The 16888-nt window shown below is 56.0% G+C and carries 20 protein-coding genes; 9 read left to right on the top strand and 11 right to left on the bottom strand.

All coding sequences use genetic code 11. The features are described 5' to 3' along the window. Positions 1-50: 50 nt before the first annotated feature. Genes CBW65_RS13285 through CBW65_RS13275 form a run of 3 tightly spaced genes read right to left on the bottom strand, consistent with a single transcriptional unit; the run spans position 51 to position 2225 of the window. A complete protein-coding gene (locus CBW65_RS13285) occupies positions 51-776 on the bottom strand; it encodes an amino acid ABC transporter ATP-binding protein (RefSeq protein ID WP_087457261.1) in 726 nt (241 codons plus the stop codon). Beyond that, positions 769-1428 (bottom strand): amino acid ABC transporter permease, encoded by a 660-nt coding sequence (locus CBW65_RS13280; protein ID WP_087457260.1) that lies wholly within the window; start codon positions 1426-1428, stop codon positions 769-771. The genes CBW65_RS13285 and CBW65_RS13280 overlap by 8 nt, the downstream gene beginning before the upstream one ends. Positions 1429-1448: 20 nt before the next feature. After that, on the bottom strand, positions 1449-2225 hold the full coding sequence (locus CBW65_RS13275; RefSeq protein ID WP_087457259.1) for a transporter substrate-binding domain-containing protein: 777 nt from the start codon (positions 2223-2225) through the stop codon (positions 1449-1451). A 194-nt stretch (positions 2226-2419) separates the two neighbouring features. Between CBW65_RS13275 and CBW65_RS13270 the strand changes: the two genes are divergently transcribed. Together CBW65_RS13270 and CBW65_RS13265 are read left to right on the top strand one after the other, a co-directional pair. Further along, positions 2420-3556 (top strand): M20 family metallopeptidase, encoded by a 1137-nt coding sequence (locus tag CBW65_RS13270; RefSeq protein ID WP_232463321.1) that lies wholly within the window; start codon positions 2420-2422, stop codon positions 3554-3556. A 1-nt stretch (position 3557) separates the two neighbouring features. Beyond that, positions 3558-4094 (top strand): hypothetical protein, encoded by a 537-nt coding sequence (locus CBW65_RS13265; RefSeq protein WP_087457258.1) that lies wholly within the window; start codon positions 3558-3560, stop codon positions 4092-4094. A gap of 39 nt (positions 4095-4133) precedes the next feature. Here the strand turns inward: CBW65_RS13265 and CBW65_RS13260 are convergent, their stop codons facing one another. The 4 genes from CBW65_RS13260 to CBW65_RS13245 all read right to left on the bottom strand — a co-directional run bounded on the left by CBW65_RS13260 (position 4134) and on the right by CBW65_RS13245 (position 8676). After that, on the bottom strand, positions 4134-5945 hold the full coding sequence (locus CBW65_RS13260) for an LTA synthase family protein (RefSeq protein WP_087457257.1): 1812 nt from the start codon (positions 5943-5945) through the stop codon (positions 4134-4136). Between the two features lie 45 nt (positions 5946-5990). Continuing rightward, positions 5991-6929, bottom strand: coding sequence for a DMT family transporter (locus tag CBW65_RS13255; protein WP_087457256.1), 939 nt, complete (start codon positions 6927-6929; stop codon positions 5991-5993). A 151-nt stretch (positions 6930-7080) separates the two neighbouring features. Continuing rightward, a complete protein-coding gene (locus tag CBW65_RS13250) occupies positions 7081-8301 on the bottom strand; it encodes a M16 family metallopeptidase (RefSeq protein WP_087457255.1) in 1221 nt (406 codons plus the stop codon). Between the two features lie 15 nt (positions 8302-8316). Continuing rightward, positions 8317-8676, bottom strand: coding sequence for an arsenate reductase family protein (locus CBW65_RS13245; RefSeq protein WP_087457254.1), 360 nt, complete (start codon positions 8674-8676; stop codon positions 8317-8319). 157 nt (positions 8677-8833) lie between these two features. On the opposite strand from CBW65_RS13245, the gene CBW65_RS13240 reads away from it, so the two are divergent. The 3 genes from CBW65_RS13240 (at position 8834) to CBW65_RS13230 (ending at position 10792) form a co-directional block, all read left to right on the top strand. Next, complete coding sequence (locus CBW65_RS13240) at positions 8834-9256, top strand: CoA-binding protein (RefSeq protein WP_332457817.1); 423 nt, start codon at positions 8834-8836, stop codon at positions 9254-9256. After that, a complete protein-coding gene (locus CBW65_RS13235; RefSeq protein ID WP_157721936.1) occupies positions 9256-9834 on the top strand; it encodes a DsbA family oxidoreductase in 579 nt (192 codons plus the stop codon). The genes CBW65_RS13240 and CBW65_RS13235 overlap by 1 nt, the downstream gene beginning before the upstream one ends. 202 nt (positions 9835-10036) lie before the next feature. Next, the gene (locus CBW65_RS13230) at positions 10037-10792 is read left to right on the top strand and encodes a S1 RNA-binding domain-containing protein (protein WP_087457252.1); all 756 of its coding nucleotides are present in this window, start codon (positions 10037-10039) and stop codon (positions 10790-10792) included. A 35-nt stretch (positions 10793-10827) separates the two neighbouring features. Here the strand turns inward: CBW65_RS13230 and CBW65_RS13225 are convergent, their stop codons facing one another. After that, complete coding sequence (locus CBW65_RS13225) at positions 10828-11664, bottom strand: GTP pyrophosphokinase (protein WP_232463320.1); 837 nt, start codon at positions 11662-11664, stop codon at positions 10828-10830. Between the two features lie 166 nt (positions 11665-11830). On the opposite strand from CBW65_RS13225, the gene CBW65_RS13220 reads away from it, so the two are divergent. Beyond that, on the top strand, positions 11831-12625 hold the full coding sequence (locus CBW65_RS13220) for an alpha/beta fold hydrolase (RefSeq protein WP_087457251.1): 795 nt from the start codon (positions 11831-11833) through the stop codon (positions 12623-12625). Between the two features lie 34 nt (positions 12626-12659). Here CBW65_RS13220 and CBW65_RS13215 read toward each other — a convergent pair whose 3' ends face one another. Continuing rightward, entirely contained in the window at positions 12660-13760 is a 1101-nt protein-coding gene (locus CBW65_RS13215; protein WP_087457250.1) for a M24 family metallopeptidase, read from the bottom strand. A 115-nt stretch (positions 13761-13875) separates the two neighbouring features. Here CBW65_RS13215 and CBW65_RS13210 point away from each other — a divergent pair, with 115 nt between their 5' ends. Continuing rightward, the gene (locus tag CBW65_RS13210; RefSeq protein WP_087457249.1) at positions 13876-14817 is read left to right on the top strand and encodes a metallophosphoesterase family protein; all 942 of its coding nucleotides are present in this window, start codon (positions 13876-13878) and stop codon (positions 14815-14817) included. A 27-nt stretch (positions 14818-14844) separates the two neighbouring features. Here CBW65_RS13210 and CBW65_RS13205 read toward each other — a convergent pair whose 3' ends face one another. Continuing rightward, a complete protein-coding gene (locus tag CBW65_RS13205; protein WP_087457248.1) occupies positions 14845-15801 on the bottom strand; it encodes an MBL fold metallo-hydrolase in 957 nt (318 codons plus the stop codon). A 136-nt stretch (positions 15802-15937) separates the two neighbouring features. On the opposite strand from CBW65_RS13205, the gene CBW65_RS13200 reads away from it, so the two are divergent. Together CBW65_RS13200 and CBW65_RS13195 are read left to right on the top strand one after the other, a co-directional pair. Continuing rightward, positions 15938-16303, top strand: a complete 366-nt coding sequence (locus tag CBW65_RS13200; RefSeq protein WP_087457247.1) for a group I truncated hemoglobin — start codon at positions 15938-15940, stop codon at positions 16301-16303. A 74-nt stretch (positions 16304-16377) separates the two neighbouring features. Next, positions 16378-16560, top strand: a complete 183-nt coding sequence (locus tag CBW65_RS13195) for a hypothetical protein (RefSeq protein ID WP_087457246.1) — start codon at positions 16378-16380, stop codon at positions 16558-16560. A 63-nt stretch (positions 16561-16623) separates the two neighbouring features. Here the strand turns inward: CBW65_RS13195 and CBW65_RS13190 are convergent, their stop codons facing one another. Further along, on the bottom strand, positions 16624-16833 hold the full coding sequence (locus CBW65_RS13190) for a hypothetical protein (RefSeq protein ID WP_087457245.1): 210 nt from the start codon (positions 16831-16833) through the stop codon (positions 16624-16626). Positions 16834-16888 lie beyond the last annotated feature (55 nt).

Raw genomic sequence — 16888 nt, 5'->3', positions numbered from 1 at the left:
AAAAACACCCCCATACCCGTCTTTTATGAACGGGTGCTGAGGGTGAGAACTTACAGCATCTTTTGCAAAAACTGTTTCGCCCGGTCACTCTGCGGATTCGTGAAAAACTCATCCGGCGTGCGGTCTTCCACCAGCCGCCCTTCATCGAGGAACAAGATGCGGTCGGCCACTTCGCGGGCAAATCCCATCTCGTGCGTGACGATCGCCATCGTGATGCCGGTGGTGGCGAGCGACTTCATGACATCAAGCACCTCTTTGACCATCTCCGGGTCGAGCGCCGAGGTCGGCTCGTCGAACAGGAGCGCTTCCGGCTCCATCGCCAGCGAACGCGCAATCGCCACGCGCTGCTTTTGCCCGCCGGACAGCTTGGTCGGGTAGACATCCGCTTTGTCGGCGAGCCCGACGCGCCCCAGCAACTCGCGCGCTTTTTCCCGCGCTTGATCTTTGGACAGGCCTTTGACTTTGATCGGCGCATACGTCATGTTGCCCAGCACCGTCATGTGTGGAAAGAGGTGAAAATGCTGGAACACCATGCCGACATTTTGCCGGACTTTCATGATCTCGTTTTTGCCGGCGTTGGTGATGTCTTTGCCGTCGATGTAGATCTTGCCTGACGTCGGCATCTCCAGCAGGTTGAGGCAGCGCAGGAAGGTCGACTTCCCCGACCCGGACGGGCCGATGATCGCGACGACCTCCCCTTTTTTGATCTCGGTGGAGATGTCTTTCAACACGTCCAGCTTGCCAAACGATTTATAGAGCTTGTCCGCCTTAATCACTGCGCCGCAGCCTCCTCTCCAAGAGCCTTGCGCCAAACGTCAGCGCCATCACCATCACATAATAGATGATCCCGGCCACGATCAGCGGTTCGAAATAAATATACTTCTCCGCCCCGACGATCGTCGCCCGGCGCAGCACGTCGGCCGCACCGATCGTCGAGACCAGCGCCGACTCTTTGAGCAAAGCGATGCTCTCATTGACCAGCGCAGGTAAGATGTTTTTCAACGCTTGCGGCAAAATGATGTCGAACATCATCCGCCGGTACGGTACACCCAGCGCCAATGCAGCTTCGCGCTGCCCTTTGTCCACCGCCAGGATGCCGGCGCGGATCGTCTCCGAGATGTAGGCTGCCGAGTTCAGCGAAAAGGCCAGCACGCCCGCTTCCAGCGCCGTGATCTGATAGCCGGTCAGCTGCGGTGTGGCAAAGTAGACCAAGGTCAGTTGCAGGATCAGCGGCGTGCCGCGAAAGATCGAGGTGTAGGCGATGCCAAACCAGCGCAGCACTTTGATATTCGAAATCTTGAATAAAGATAACACCGTCCCCCACAGAAAACCGAAAAACGCGGAGAGAAGGGTGAATTGCAGGGTGACCTTTATCCCTTCGAGCATATAAGGGATAGAGGGCACGATGCGTTCAAAATTGAGGTCCATGCCCCGTCACCGCCCCGAAGTTATTCTGCATCAAACCATTTTTTCGCAAACGAGTCGATCTGTCCGCTGGTTTTCATTCCTTGCAGCGCTTTGTTGAAGTCGGCGGTGATTTTCGAGTTTTTCGGGAAGGCGATCGCCGAGCCCGCTTCTTCGGTGTTCGGGATCGTGTTGAATTCCAGATCCGGGTTGGCTTGCACGAAGCCTTTTGCCACCGTGTCTTCGATGATCGCTGCGTCCACGCGGCCCGCTTTGATCTCCTGGATGATCTCGCCGGTCTTGTTCAGCGGCACGATGTTCAGGCCTTTCATGTCTTTCGCTGCCGTTTCCTGGATCGAGCCGAGCTGCACCGCTACTTTTTTGCCGGAGAGGGTCTCAGCCGTTTTCAGGTTGGCGCCTTTTTTCGCGACGATGGTGTTTTTCGCTTCATAGTAGATGTCGGAGAAGTCGACGCTTTGCTTGCGCTCTGCGGTCGGGGTCATGCCCGCCATGACAAAATCGACGGTGCCGGCCTGCAAAGCCGGGATCAGGCCGTTGAAGTCCATGTCTTTGATCTCCAACTGGTAGCCGAGTTGGTCGGCGATGCTTTTCGCGATATCGACGTCAAATCCGGCGACCTCGCCGCCTTTAGCGGTATCGTGGAACTCGTACGGTTTGTAGTCGGCCGACGTGCCCATCACAATGGTCTTCTTGCCGGTGTCACCGCCGGTGTTCGCGTTGTCATCGGTGCCGCATGCGACGGTGCCCAGTGCAAGCACTGCGGTCAGTGCGATCGTGCAGAGAGATTTGAAAGTTTTCATTAGATGTTACCTCCTGGAATCAGTGCTGTATTTTAATATGCGATAAGGATGCGCATTTCATGAATAACGTTTTGTATCATACACCCAAAATGCATAAACATGCAATAGTTTCGATTTATATAAAACTTTTCTGATAGTTTGCATCAGGGTATGATAAAGGTATCCAGAACGAGGAAAGAAGGTCGGTGACTCAAATGACAGTGGAACAGAATTGGACGCAGTATTTTGAAGGTCAGTTGGACGATGTGCTGGCGGAGTTGCAACTGTACGTGGAGATGGAGACGCCTTCGCAGGACAAGGCGCGGATCGACGCGCTGGGCGAAGTGATCGCAGCGCGGTTCGCGGCGCTGGGCTGCACGGTGGAGAAGATCCCGCAGGCGGTGCAGGGGGATCAGCTGCGCGTTACATATGGGGAAGGCGAAGAGCAGATTCTGGTGCTCGGCCATTTTGACACGGTCAAAGACGTCGGGACACTCGCTGTCGAGCCATGGCGCATCGAAGACGGCAAAGCGTACGGGCCGGGCACGTATGACATGAAGTCGGGCATCGTGTTTTCCTATTTTGCGCTCAAGGCGATGATCGAGCAGGGTGTGCAGCCGCAGAAGAAACTCGTCTTCCTCTGGAACACCGACGAAGAGATCGGCTCCCCGTCCGGGTCGGAGCCGATCGTGGCAGAAGCGAACAAAAGCGCCTTGGCCTTGGTCATCGAGCCCTGCTACGGTGACGGCTATCTGAAGACTTCACGCAAAGGCGGCGGCGTGTTTACCGTCCGCGCCAAAGGGCGGGCCGCACATGCCGGCAATGAGCACAAGATTGGCATCAACGCCATCGCCGAGCTGGCCCATCAGATCGTGACCATCCAAGGCTGGACCAACTACGAAGCGGGCACGACGCTGTCGGTCGGCAAGATCATCGGCGGCACGACGTTTAACGTGGTGCCGGAGCATGCCGAGATGGTCGTCGATGTGCGCGTGCAGACGGCGGCGGAGTCGGAGCGCGTAACAAAGCTGTTTGCAGAGTTAAAACCAGTCCTGCCCGGCGCGGAACTCCATGTCAGCGGCGAAGTCGACAAGTTCCCGATGGAGCGCACAGCAGGCACAGAGCGGCTCTATCATCACGCGGTGGAGCAGGCGAAGCAGGAAGGCTTTGCGCTGAAAGAGATCGGCGTGGGCGGCGTCAGTGACGGCAACGTGGCGGCGCTGGCCGGCATCCCGATCCTCGACGGGCTTGGCCCGGTCGGCGACGGCGCACACGCCTCGCATGAGCATATCGTTGTCAATGAGATCCCGCGCCGCATCGCCCTCCTGCTGCGGTTGTTCGCGACGCTGTAAGATGCGGAAACTTTACACGCAAGAGCTGTTGGCGATCTTGGCCGTGTACGATTTTTACAGCTGGGAGGAGAAGGAGGCGCCGCGTCAGTTTTGGTTTGTGCAAAACATCGGCCAGTCCGATTTTTACAAAGGCTGGGGCTTGGACGCGGTCGACAATCCGCATGCGGATCGGCCGCTCACGGTGGCAGAGTGGCTGGAATATGAGGAGCGCTTTTTCAACTGGCTGCAGAGCCGCGAACACCTGCTGCTCCCGGCGATCGTCACGCCGGAGCTGTCCAACTGGTGGGAGCCAAACATGCTGCGCGAGTGGATGCTGCCCGACGCTGAGCGCTGCCGCCACCTGCTCGCCGAAGCGGGCGTGATTCACGTCTCGCCAAGCCTCGACCCCGACTTGCGCGGGGCGGTGGTCGAGACGTGGGAAGAGCTGCTGATCTTGGGCAAGATGGCGGTGCGCGGCCTTCCGCTCTTGTTTTTCAGCGGCGGCAAGCGCGTCTATCGGCTGACCGAATACCTGACTGTGCTGTTGGAAGAGAAATAAAAAAGAGCAGCCCCTAAGCGGCTGCTCTTTTTGTTATGCTTATTCGTTTCGTTCCGGCAGTGAACGCATATAGCCGTCGCTCAGCTTGAGCAGTTCCAGCGCCCGCGTGAACTGCTCCTCGTATTCGGAGACTTTCTCCGCCTCCTCCTGCGTGGCCAGCGAGACGGCCTTCCCGTCATAGTAGCTCAAGCCCGGCACAAACAGAATCTCGTTGTTCAAAAACGACCCGGACGGCAGATAGAACCGTTCCGGCAGCATGTTTTTGCTGTAGTTGAACAAGTCTTGTCCAAAGTGGATCTGATCCTCCATCTCCACGCCCAGCAGGTTGGCGACCGTCGGCATCATGTCGACTTGACCGCCGGTGTGCGGAACCTCCTGCGCTTTCAGGCCCGGCGCTTTGATGAACAGGGGAATGTTAAACGACTCCAGCGACGTGTAATCGGTCTTCAGCCAGTCGGTCATAAACTTGTCTTCCGTCTCGTTGAGCGCAGACCCGCCCATCCCGAAATGGTCGCCGTACATCATCAGCACGGTGTCGTTATACAGTCCGTTCGCTTTCAGCAGGCTGATAAAGTGCCCGATCTGTGCATCGACATAAGCTGCCGATTCGATATAGCCGCCCAGCGCCGTGCCTTCCAGTTCCTGCGGAATGGTGAACACGTTCAGTTCCTGCGGCAGTTTGAACGGATGGTGGCTCGACATGGCGATCAGGTTGGCATAGATGTGCTTGCCGCTCTGTTTGATCTTGACGAGCTCCGGCACCGTCTTCTCATACAAAATACGGTCGGACGCGCCAAACGCAACTTTTTCCTCTTCGCCGAAAAATTGCTTGTCGAACGTCTTGTCAAAGCCCAGCGCTTCGTACATCTGATCGCGGTTCCAGAACTCCAGATCGTTGGTGTGGAACGTCGCGCTTTCGTAGTTGTACGGCTTGAGCAGTTTGGCCATGCTCGGAATTTCCTTGTTGCCAAAGCGCTGCGACATTGCATAGTCGCCAACCGGGTAGATCGACGTGTTCAGCATGAACTCGGCGTCCGAGGTGTTGCCTTTTCCGACCTGCTGATAGAAGTTCGGGAAATAGGCGCTTTCCCGGCGCAGCTTGTTCAGGTTCGGCGTGACTTCTTTCCCATCGATCTCGAGGCCGATCAGGAAGTTCTGGTAGGATTCGAGCTGCACGACGATCACGTCTTTATCCTTGGCGAGACCGAAGTATTGCGGCTCTTCCACCTCTTCGATCCCCTTCAGCTCAAAGATGCGCTCCTGCGTGACCTCGCCGATCTCCTCTTCCTCCTGCACCACACCGCCGACAGCGAGCGCCACCTGGTAGTTGAAGACGCCCATCTGCTCGGCTTTTTTCATCTCGTTGACGATCTCTTTCTGCTCGACCTGCCAGATCGAAGCGACGACCGCCACCAGGGACAGCAAAGAGACGGCCGCGTAGTTCAGGCGGCGGATCTTCCTATTTTTCGGCTGGAACTTCTTGTACAGGAACAGGAAAGCCAGGTCGGCAAAGAACAGCAGATACCACATGTTGAAGATCTCCACGATGCTCTCCGTGATCTCCCCCACTTGACCGGCCTGCCCCAGCGCCTGATAGGTCAGCAGCGTGCCATAGAAATCATGGTACAGCGCGATGCTGAGAAAAGCGGTCGAAAAGATCGCGCTCATCAAAAAGTACAAGGGCAGCCTGCGCTTCCCTGCGATCAGTTCAATCAAAAAGTGAACGAGCAGCACAAACGGCAGTTCGCGCAGAAAAAGAATCTTCACGTCCACTTCGCCAAACACCAAATTCTGAAACACGGCAATCTTGGCTAAAAATGCAACGGTAAATATCACACAAGGATTCATCATCAGCAGCCGTCTGCCTCCCCTCAACTAAACCGGCAAAAGAGCAACCTATGCCGGCTGCCCTTTTGCGATCTCCCCTTGTCGTTTCATGTTTATCTTCCCTTGTGATGTGCCGAGGTAGATCGCAAAAAATGCCATCAGAAAACCAATGCCATGGACCCAGGTGATCGACTCCCCAAGCAGCAGGACGGAGAACAGGAGACTCATGATCGGCATCCCGTTCAAAAACATCGCCGTGCGCCCGGCTCCGATCAATCGAATGCCCGAGTTCCACCAGATCGCGCCCAGCGCCGTCGCCACCCAGCCCGAGAAGAGCAACACGCCCCAGACGAACCAGTCGGTCGGCAGTGCGGCGATCTCGCCTGTGATCAGGCTTTGCCCTCCCGTAACGAGCAGCAGCAGCACCGTCGCCAGCACGTGGCTGTAGCCGGTCACGACCAGCACGGGAGTTGTCTGCGTCGCTTTTTTGATAAACATGCCGGAGATCACGTAGACCAGCATCGACACAAAGACCAGCAGCTCGCCTTTTCCGAAGGCCAGCGATGCTGTCTTCTCCCACGAGTCCCCAAAGATGACCAAAGCCACCCCGAGAAAGCCCAGCGCGACCCCGCTGATTTTGCGCAGGGTCAGCGGTTCACGAAAAATCGCATACGCAAGCAGTGACGTCGCCAGCGGATTGAGACCGAGGATCAGCGACGAGGTGGACGCATCGGTCGTCTTGATCCCCGCGCTGAGCGCGATCTGATGCAGGAAGATCCCGCTGACCGCAATGCCCGCGATGTACAGCCATTCTCTTAACGATAACTTTACAAAACCGTACATCTTCCATACTACCACACCCAACAGCACTGCTGCTGCACCAATTCGATAGGTGGCCAGCTCCAGCGGCGGAAAGAAGCCGGACAGGTATTTCACCATCACGACATTCAGGCCCCAGATGATCACAACAAACAAGAGCAATGACTTGGCCTTTTTTTCCTCATGCACAGCACGTACACTCTCCCCCGGAGTTACTTCGAAATCCGAAACATTTTGTAATAGACCATATTATACACCTCGAACAGGCGAACGCAACAGCATTTTGCTGGAATTCAAAAAGCCCCCGCTGCACAGACAGCGGGGGCTGGCGAATGTGGAATTAGAGCGTTGGTTGATGCGGCCCGACCGTCACTTGCGTCATCTTGTCGGGGTCAAGCACTTCATGGGCGAGGCGCAAAGCTTCTTCCACCGTCACCGCATCAAGCTCCGCGATGTCCTGCTCGTACTGGCGATAGGTGCCAAACAGCAGTTCATCGTCGATCAGCTTGTGGACTTTGTTGCCGAGCTGGTCGCTGCTCATCAGCAGGCTCGATTTGAGCATCGCTTTGGAGCGGAACAGTTCGTCGGCGGTGATGTCCGATTTTAATTTGAACAGCTCAGACTGGATCTCCGCCAGCACGCGGTCCGTCTCAGACGGCTGGCAGCCCGCATAGATCATGTAGCTGCCGACATGCGGCCAGCCGGAGTAGGAGCCGTCGACCTGGTAGACCAGCCCCAGCTCGTTGCGCAAACGCTGGAACAGCCGCGACCAGGAGTCGCCGCCGAGGATCGTCATCGCCACGTCAAAAGCGGGCAGGTCTTTGCGCGTCACTTCCGGGGCACGGAAGCCGAGGAACACCTGCTCCTGCTCGCAGTCCTCTTCTTCATGGCGGACTTTGATCTGAGTCAGCTGCACAGTTTCCGGCGCTGTGCGGGTGTGGGTCTCGCCGCCAAAATGCTTCGCGATTACCTCGACCACTTTTTCATGCTCGACGTTGCCGACCACGCCAACGATCAGGTTGTCGGGCGTATAATGCTCCTTGGCGAAGTCGAGCACGATGCTTCTGGTCAGCCCGTCGATCGAATCGGGCGTCCCGATCGTCGGATGGGCAAAATCGCCGAGCAGCGCGTGGTAGGCGAGGTCTTCGCCCCACGCCGACGGGTCGTCCTGAATCATTTTGTACTCTTCTTGAATCACGTCTTTTTCTTTGTCAAACTCCTCGGGCGGAACATGGAACTTGGCGATGACGCCGGCAAAGACATCAAGGCCCTGCAGCACCGTTTCTGCCGGACCGTCCAGCTCGTAGGTGGTCGACTCGAATCCGGTCGAGGCGTTGGTCGAGCAGCCCAGCCGGGCGATCTCATTGCCGAATGCCACCTGGTCGAGATCAGGCGTCCCTTTGAACACCATGTGTTCGAGGACGTGCGCCACCCCTTGGATCTTCAACGGCTCCTGGCCGGAGCCGATGCCAAAGCGCAGGTGCGCCACCGCACCGCGCAGGTACGGAGTCCGCTCGGTGACAATTTTCAGCCCGTTCGGTAACACTGTCTTGCGAATCAAAGATAGATCACGCTCCTAACTGAGCACTTTTGTAAATTCTTCTTCCTTAAAACCGACCGTCGCTTTCCCGCCGTGCACAAAGATCGGGCGCTTGACCAGCATGCCATCCGTTGACAGCAGGTCGAGCATCTCCTCTTCGCTCATCGCCTTCAGCTTGTCCTTCAAGCCGAGTTCACGGTACTTCTGCCCGCTCGTGTTAAACAGCTTCTTGATGTCAAGACCGCTCTTGGCGAGCACATCGCGCAGCTCTTCCTTGGTCGGGGGCTGCTCGGCAATGTGACGGTCTTCAAACGAGACGCCGCGCGCTTCTAACCATTTTTTCGCGTTGCGGCACGTGCTGCACTTCGGATATTGAAGAAAAAGGGACTCTGCCATTTTTCGTCTCCTCCTTATGTATATGACTGACAATGCCCCCAATGTATCATGTTTGTCCCGGTTTGTCTAAATGAACGTAATGCACGCAACAGATTTTTCACGGATTTCAGGGTATGCTGGAAGCATACACCAATCTACGGCAAAGGATGATGCAATCATGTACCAAGAACCGACCCATGACGAACTGCGCAAGTGGCTGACCGAAACGAAGATCATCGCCGTCGTCGGCCTGTCCGACAAGCCGGAGCGCACCTCGTATCTGATCTCGGAGACGATGCAGCAGCGCGGCTACCGGATCATTCCGGTCAACCCGATGGTCGAAGAGGTATTAGGCGAGACGTCTTATCCCACACTGGATGATGTGCCGGAAGGGATCGACCTCGTCAACGTCTTCCGCCGCAGCGAAGAACTGTACAGCGTGGTGGAAGCGGCGATCAAAGCAGGCGCCAAACGCATCTGGGCGCAATCGGGCGTCTATGATGAAAAAGCTGCCGAGCTCGCCAAACAAAACGGCGTGGAGATCGTGATGGACCAATGCCTCGCCGTCGCGCACACGCAATTGGTAGGAGGGAAATTCTAATGGCCCAACTCGATTTTTACTTCGACTATAGCTGCCCGTGGTGCTACCTCGCGACGTTCACCGTGCGCGAACTGGCTGCAGAAGGCGTTGCCGTCGACTATCATGTCTGGAAGATGCCCGCAGACGCCACCCCGCCGCCGAAGCCGGAAGGATACATGGAAGCGGCCGGCCTCAAGCTCCGCGAATTGCGGGAACAGCTCAACGTCAAGCTCGCCTCCCCGATCCAAAAAGAGACGGTTCCGGCGCTGATCGCTACCAAGGTTGCCTCCGAAATGGGCAAAGCGGAAGCGTTTGTCGAAGCTACGTTCCTCGCGCACTGGGGCAACAAGCAGGATATCTCCGACGAAGCGCTGCTCGTGAAGATCGCTGAAGAGATCGGCCTCGATGCGGAAAAGTTTCAAAGCGCGCTGAACGACGGCAGCGGCCGTGCGGCTTTTGAAGCAGATCTGCAAAAAGCGCAAGAACTGAACATCGACACGATCCCGTCTTATTTGAACGACGGCATGCGCCTGTTGATCCATCATTTCGAAGACATGCCGACTTTGGAACAGATTCGTCAGTTAGCGCAAACCGAATAAATTGAACACAAAGAGACGTTTCGTGAAAAAGCGTCTCTTTGTTGTAAAACGTTAGTAATTCCTTAATCCTGTTGAATGCTTGACATTATTCTGGCAAGTTGTAAACTTGAATTATGAAAGCCATTGGAAAAACTAAATTTTTCCAGCTGAAGAGCAGGGCTTTTGAATAGGCTTCTTAGAGGGGAAGGTATCGCACAACTATATGGATACTTTGCGTTATGTTCAACAGTTTGGACGTTCGAAGAAAGACAACTTGAAACCCAGCTTGCTGAGCAAGTATCATGTGGGTTCCATTATTGAAGTTTATCCGTTTCGCATCATGGATTTCGGTTGCTTTGCGTCCACTTCAGACGGGCTGAGCGGTTTGATTCATAACAGTGAAATGTCGTCGGTGATGCAAAACAACCTGCAGGAGATGATCGACAAGCAAGTGCCGATCACCGTCCGCATCAATAAATTTGACCGCCGTACCGGTGAGATCGCCTTCTCGCTGGAGAACAAAGAAAAGACTTCCGTACATATTGAATCTGCTCTGCAACACGAAACGGCCGTTGTGGAAGAAGAACCGCCGGCGGTAAGCGAAGATCCGGAGATCGTCGTTGCTGCTGCCGAACCTGCTGTGCAGCAACCGGAAGTGCAGGAAGCGGAAGGCGAACTGCAGCCGCACCAGTTCAAGATCAACCAGCCGGTGCATCCGGAACCTGCCCCGCAAAAGTCGATCGCATCCGATCTGTCCGCGCGTCTGGATCAGGAGACGTCCGACATTCAAAAGTTTCTGGAAGGCGTGCTGAAGCAAGAGCTTTCGCCGACCGCCCGCAAAATGCTGCGCGATCTGCTGCAGGACACCTCCACGTTCCGCTTCACCTATGCGATGCAGACCGCAGTCGATGCGTTTGAACCGGACGTTGGCGTGCAGCTGATGACCTCGATCGAGCGCTCCTTGCGTGAGAAAGCATAATTGGCAAGACAAAAGAGACCCTCTCGGGTCTCTTTTTATTTCATCATTTTCAATCGCGAGCCCAGCAGGTCGTCGATCATTTTCAGCTTGGGATCGTGGGTAAAATCGTGCCCGTCGCCAAAATAGTGGCGGTAGAGCTCTTGGGCGCGCTTGTAGTCTTTTTTCACATAGAGCGAGAAGATCTCTTCGAGCTTCACTTCGTTCGACATGGCGTACTGGACATTCAGTTCATGCGCGTCGCGAATCTCACGGCGGAACTCGCCCATCTGCATGTCGAGCTCATGGGCGGTATCGGCGGCGCGGCGCAAAGCGGCCCGCATGTCGTTCGGAATCTTCTCGTCGTATTTGTAGCGCAGTTCGTGTTCATTGGTCGCCCAGAAGTTCATCGCCAAGGTCCGCAGCTGAATCTCGCAGAAAGCGTCCTTTTTCAGCGGTCCGTGGTAGGTCGGGTAGCGCACGATCATGTGAATCGAACGGTAGCCGGAGTCTTTCGGTGTGGCGATGTAGTCTTTCACCTCTTCGACGACAAAGTCTTCGCGTTGGGTGAGAATCTCCTGCACTTCACGGATATCTTCGATATAGCGGGAGACGAGGCGCAGGCCGGCGATGTCTTTCACTTGGTGCTCGACGTCTTCGATCCAGTTGCCGACGCCGATCTGCACGCCTTTGAGCTCCGCCTTTTTCAGCATCGACTCGGTCGATTTGACGCGGCCAACCACGTATTCGATCGGAGAGTAGCCGTTTTCTTGCAGGCAGCCGTATTTGATGCCTTTTAATTTGACTTTCAGCTCATCTATCGTTTGCTGGTACGGAGCTTTCATCCGCGCCAGTTTTTCTAAATCGCCCTTGCTCGGCGTGTAATTCTTGATCATTGTTTCCTCCACCGATATTGAAAAATCTTGTGACTCTATAAGAAATTCAATCCCCTGTTTCGTTTTCCTCCCTGTTTGGAAAGCTTTTGTCACGAAATGTTTGGTGTTGTCAGACAGGGTTCTATGCTACGCTTTAGTTACCTTTTTAGGGAGGTAATAACCCAGCATGCAGCATTATGTAAGCGAACACGGAACGGGTGTACCGGTCATTTTTATACACGGATTTGCGGGCAACTCACGGACGTGGCTGCCGCAAGTGCGGATGTTTCAAAAGAAGTTTCGGGTCTTGCTCTACGATTTGCGCGGTCACGGCAAGACGGGCGGTTCCAAGGTGGAATCGTACGACGCAGAGCTGTACGCGGACGACCTCGCCGCGATGATGAAGTCAAAAGGCATCACGTCGGCGCATATCTGCTCGCTTTCGATGGGCGCGCTGGTGGCGCAGGCGTTTGCCGGCAAATATCCGGAGATGGTGCGGACGCTGACTTTGGCCGGGGGCTTCTACCGGCTGCCGTGGTATTTCCGTGCGGTGATCTCGCCGCTCAACCGGACCTTGACGCGCATCCTGCCGCCGAGCATGATCGTGCGCATCGGTTCGAAAGTGCTGATGCCGCGTCGCCGCGAGCAGGTCGGACGGCAGGCGTTTATCAAAGCCTCACAGGACTTGTGCCCGCGGGAGTTTGAGAAGATCATCTCCTTCCTGACCCAGGCGGACGGTGGCAGCTTGTGCCGCAAGCTGAACGTGCAGACGCACCTCATCTCCGGCGATGCCGACTATTGGTTTGTCGGCCAGGTCAAAAAGATGAAAGAGTGGATCCACGGCGCCAAGATCCACCTGTTGCAAGGCTGTGCGCACGTCGTGACGATCGAGCGCTTTGCCGAGTTCAACACGCTGTATCTGGAGATCTTAGAGCGCTTCGAGCAGCAACAGAATCAGAAACGAGCGTTGTTGAGCACGTAAGAAAAGCCATCCTGCTGGATGGCTTTTTTGTATGTTATACCGGGATGATCTGCAAATCTTTCGGATAGGAGGTGAGGATTTCCACGCCGTCTTCGGTGACGATCACATCGTCCTCGATGCGCACGCCGCCCACTTCCGGGACGTAGATGCCAGGCTCGATGGTGAAGGCCATGCCGGGCACCATCTCCTGTTCGTTGTTGCCGTGCATCGACGGGAACTCGTGCACTTCTATGCCGAGACCATGCCCGACGCGGTGCGTGAAGTATTCGCCGTAGCCAGCCTGTTCAATCACGTCGCGCGCTGCCTGATCGACCTCTTTCGCCGGACGGCCCGCTTTGGTCGCGGCGATGCCGGCGAGGTTGGCGGCGAGCACCGTCTCGTAGATTTCACGCTGTTTGTCGCTCACCGTACCCACGACGACCGTGCGGGTGATGTCGGAGCAGTAGCCTTCGTAGACCGCCCCGAGATCGAACAGCACGAAGTCGCCCGGTGCAATGGTGCGGCTGCCCGGAGACCCGTGCGGCAGTGCGCTTTTCTCACCAGCCAGCACGATCGTCGAGAACGATGTGCCCGAGGCACCCAGCGCCATCATCGTCGATTCGACGACAGCGACCAACTCCTGCTCGGTCTTGCCCACCGCGATTGCCGCCACGCCCGCTTCCACGGCACGGTCGGCGATCTCGGCCGCTTTTTTCATAATCGCAACTTCGTCGCGGTCCTTGCGCAGGCGCATGCCGAGCAGCAGATCTTCCGCCGCCACCGCCTTGCCTTCGCCAAACACGGTCTGCAGCTGTTCGAAGCGCGCCACCGTCATGTGCTGCTTCTCCACAGCCAATGTCCCGTACGGCGCGTCGCCCAGAGTCTCGCGCAGCTTTTGCATCGGGTCATCCGTATCGGACACGGTGACGATGTTCGCAAAGCCGGTCTTCTGCGCCTCTTCCTTCTCCAGCGTTGGCACAAACAGTGCCTGATCCCCTTTATCGGTCAAGCACAGCGCCATAAAGCGCTCATGCGGATGGCAGTCAAAGCCGGTCAAATAATACACGTTCGGCGGCGAAGTCACCAAGAGCACACCAACATTCTCCGTCTGCATCCACTCGCGAATCCGCGCCAAGCGCGCTTCATAAATCGACATCCCGAAACCCTCCCAGTTCAATAGACTCTTCTCTTTCGAGTGTAACATACTCCCTGTCAAATCGTGGCATACTACCTGAAACTTTTTTGCCGGATAAGGAGGAGGGAACTTGAGGATGAGACGGTATGTTGCGGCCGCGCTCTTCACGCTGCTGATGGCTGTCCTGCTGATTCCGGGCACGGGTCTGGCCGGGCCGAAACAGTTGGAGGAGCCCCTGCTGAAGTTTGCTGTTTTCTCAGACGTTCATGTGATGGACGCCTGGAGCATCGACCACTACAAGAGCACGTACAAGTTTACGCACGCCTTGCGTGACATCGCGCCGCTCAAGCCTGAGTTTCTCGTCATCAACGGCGATCTCAGCAACGGCCGCCCGAAAGATCTTGAACTGGTGCAGACGATCAACAAAGCCAACGGCAACTTCAAGCTCTATCCCACCATGGGCAACCACGAATACTACTACCAATGGGAGAATCCCGAATGGAACGACAACAAAGCCAAAGCCGTATTTCGGAACGTCTTCCGCCTCAAGAAGCTCTACTACGACCATTTCGAACAAGGGGCGCATTTCATTCACCTCTCGCCCGAACAATACATGGATAAACAAAAGGTCATCGGCGAAGCGGCCTGGCTGTCTGACGAGCAGATCTCCTGGTTTGAAAAAACGCTCCTCAGCTCCAAAGCTCCCACCTTCGTCTTCCTCCACCAGCCGCTCGACAAGACGGTTGGCAAAACGGACAACGGCGTCTCCGCCGTGCAGACCAACCAGTTGCTCGCCATCGCGGGCAAACACCCGCAAGTGATCTGGTTTTCCGGACACTCCCATGTTTCGATCACCGCACCAACCGAGTTTCTCCAGCGCGACAACATCACCTTCGTTGGTCTCGGCTCCGTCTATCAGCCGATCGTTGACCGGATCGCCGACCACTTCAAAAGCGAATCCCGCTTCGTCGAACTCTACCGCGACCGCATCGTCATCCGCGACCGCTTCCATCACAAAAACAGCTTTGGCGAAACGTACACGATCCCGATCAGCGACAAAAGCCTCCTCAAACCTTGAGGAGGCTTTCTGCTGCTCATGCACTTTTTACCGAAACACCCACACGCCCTGCTCGTTCAGTTCCCGCGTGATCTTGCCTTCCGCCGTCATCCAGTCGAGTTGCCCAAGCGTCTCGGACATCACCAAGGGCAGGTGGTTCATCACTTTTGGGAACAGCGCCGCACAGATCTCGTACCCGGTGCGCTTGCCCGCTTTCACCTGCTCGACCACTTTTGCCGCCCGCTTCTCCTGCGAGGCAAAACGCTTGTCGATCAGCTCCCGATACTCGCGGATCTCCTCAAAATGCCCGGGCAGGCCCACGCTCCACTCCATCGCGTACACTTTGCGCAACGCCTCGCGATAGATCATCAGCGTCTTCGGACGCTCGTCCCCATCCCGTGCCGGCGGCTCGATAAAAGCGTTCGACGAGATGTTCTGCAGCAGATGGTCCCCGAGCACCATCATGCCGTCCGCTTCCCGATACAAGGACAGGTGATCCTGCGAGTGTCCCGGCGTATAGATCACGCGCCACTTGTCATGCCCGGGCAGCTTGTCCCCTTCGTGCAGCGCCACATCGACGCCCGCGCGGCCCATGTCGTCCTGATAGCCTTTGATCTCCGCGACGATCTTCCCGCGCCGAACTTCATCGACCAGACCCATGCGCAGATAGATCTCATCAAAAAAGTCCGCCCGCTTCTGCAGCCCTTGCTCAGTCGGCAGGATCAGGTCGTGGGTCAGCGGATGCGCATACACTTTTGCGCCGCTGCGCTGCACCAGCCGCTCCAAAAGTCCGGCATGGTCAGCGTGAAAATGGGTCAGCACAATCTGCGACAAGTCTTCCACGCGCACGCCCACTTCCGCCAAGCCCTGCTCCAGCACCCGCTCCCCTTCCCGGCTGTTCGTGCCGGTATCGACGAGCGTCAAACAGCCCTCGTCCTGCAGCAAGTAGACATTGACGTCCCCAATTTCAAAAGGAGTCGGGACTGCGATCTTATGTACGTTCATCTCTCCACTCCCTTTTGCACTCACGAGTCAGTTTCTTCTGACAAAATCGTATCACAGTGTGATATTTATCACAATATAATTCCTGATTTTCGGGTATCCTGTTCATGTAAACAATATTTGGAGAGGATGATTTCCGATGCAAGAAACTCAATCCCTTTACGAAAAGCTCGGCGGCCAGGAAGCGATCTCTGCCGTTGTCGATAACTTCTACGACCGCATGATGAAAGATGACACCGTCAACCACTTCTTCAAAACTACCGACATGGACAAGCAGCGCCGCCACCAGGCGCAATTCATCTCCTTCGCGCTCGGCGGCCCGAACCAATACTCCGGCAAAAGCATGGAGAAAGCGCACGAAGGCATGAACCTGCAAATGGCGCACTTCATGGCGGTGGCTCACCACCTGTCTGACGCCCTGCGCGACTTCAACGTCTCCGAAGCGGACATCGACACCGTGGTCAACCACCTGCTCACTTTGAAAGATGATATTCTTGGGAAATAAAGAGCCAAATTGGACAAAGTAAAACCTAGACCCCTGTCTGCGGGTCTGGGTTTTATTTTTGGGAGGTGGAAGGAATGAGTGTCGACGTGGAAGAGTTGAACAGCATGGGTGTCAAAGAAGTCCAGGCGCTCGCCAAACGGCTGCGAATTCATCCGTCCTATAAAGTCGGCGGGCTGCGCGTACGCAAAAACAAAGCCGAACTGCTTCGCGACATCAGACGCCAAGTCGTAAGCAACGGCACTGAGGACGCGCAGTAACCCTTCCCTTTAAAGAGGAAAGACGGCGATCACGCATCGCCGTCTTCCTCCCCCATCTTTTGTTTACACGTTCAGGTTCACCCCATACACCCCAGGCTCCGTCTCCTCTAAACGCCGCGTCTGAATCAGCGCGCGCTGCTCCGCTTCCGACAAGCCCGCCTGTGACAGCTCGTCGGCCGTCACCACCTTGCCTTTGGCTGCGTGCAGCCGCACCAGCGTCCGCAAGACGTGCGGCGTGATAATCTCCAGCAATTCCGCTCGTGAAAAGCGCATCTTATCCCGTCCTCCTTTCCTATTCTTTTTATCATACGTACAAACCCTCACGGCG

The organism is Tumebacillus avium (assembly GCF_002162355.1).
Taxonomy (GTDB): domain Bacteria; phylum Bacillota; class Bacilli; order Tumebacillales; family Tumebacillaceae; genus Tumebacillus_A; species Tumebacillus_A avium.
The sequence above is the reverse complement of the archived record's forward strand: the minus strand, read 5'-3'. Positions and strand labels throughout refer to the sequence as shown.

Coding starts and splice junctions, on each gene's coding strand:
- CBW65_RS13280 (WP_087457260.1), bottom strand. CDS start 1,428: ATGGACCTCAATTTTGAACGCATCGTGCCCTCTATCCCTTATATGCTC.
- CBW65_RS13275 (WP_087457259.1), bottom strand. CDS start 2,225: ATGAAAACTTTCAAATCTCTCTGCACGATCGCACTGACCGCAGTGCTT.
- CBW65_RS13270 (WP_232463321.1), top strand. CDS start 2,420: ATGACAGTGGAACAGAATTGGACGCAGTATTTTGAAGGTCAGTTGGAC.
- CBW65_RS13265 (WP_087457258.1), top strand. CDS start 3,558: ATGCGGAAACTTTACACGCAAGAGCTGTTGGCGATCTTGGCCGTGTAC.
- CBW65_RS13260 (WP_087457257.1), bottom strand. CDS start 5,945: ATGATGAATCCTTGTGTGATATTTACCGTTGCATTTTTAGCCAAGATT.
- CBW65_RS13245 (WP_087457254.1), bottom strand. CDS start 8,676: ATGGCAGAGTCCCTTTTTCTTCAATATCCGAAGTGCAGCACGTGCCGC.
- CBW65_RS13240 (WP_332457817.1), top strand. CDS start 8,834: ATGTACCAAGAACCGACCCATGACGAACTGCGCAAGTGGCTGACCGAA.
- CBW65_RS13235 (WP_157721936.1), top strand. CDS start 9,256: ATGGCCCAACTCGATTTTTACTTCGACTATAGCTGCCCGTGGTGCTAC.
- CBW65_RS13230 (WP_087457252.1), top strand. CDS start 10,037: ATGGATACTTTGCGTTATGTTCAACAGTTTGGACGTTCGAAGAAAGAC.
- CBW65_RS13225 (WP_232463320.1), bottom strand. CDS start 11,664: ATGATCAAGAATTACACGCCGAGCAAGGGCGATTTAGAAAAACTGGCG.
- CBW65_RS13220 (WP_087457251.1), top strand. CDS start 11,831: ATGCAGCATTATGTAAGCGAACACGGAACGGGTGTACCGGTCATTTTT.
- CBW65_RS13215 (WP_087457250.1), bottom strand. CDS start 13,760: ATGTCGATTTATGAAGCGCGCTTGGCGCGGATTCGCGAGTGGATGCAG.
- CBW65_RS13210 (WP_087457249.1), top strand. CDS start 13,876: ATGAGACGGTATGTTGCGGCCGCGCTCTTCACGCTGCTGATGGCTGTC.
- CBW65_RS13205 (WP_087457248.1), bottom strand. CDS start 15,801: ATGAACGTACATAAGATCGCAGTCCCGACTCCTTTTGAAATTGGGGAC.
- CBW65_RS13200 (WP_087457247.1), top strand. CDS start 15,938: ATGCAAGAAACTCAATCCCTTTACGAAAAGCTCGGCGGCCAGGAAGCG.
- CBW65_RS13195 (WP_087457246.1), top strand. CDS start 16,378: ATGAGTGTCGACGTGGAAGAGTTGAACAGCATGGGTGTCAAAGAAGTC.
- CBW65_RS13190 (WP_087457245.1), bottom strand. CDS start 16,833: ATGCGCTTTTCACGAGCGGAATTGCTGGAGATTATCACGCCGCACGTC.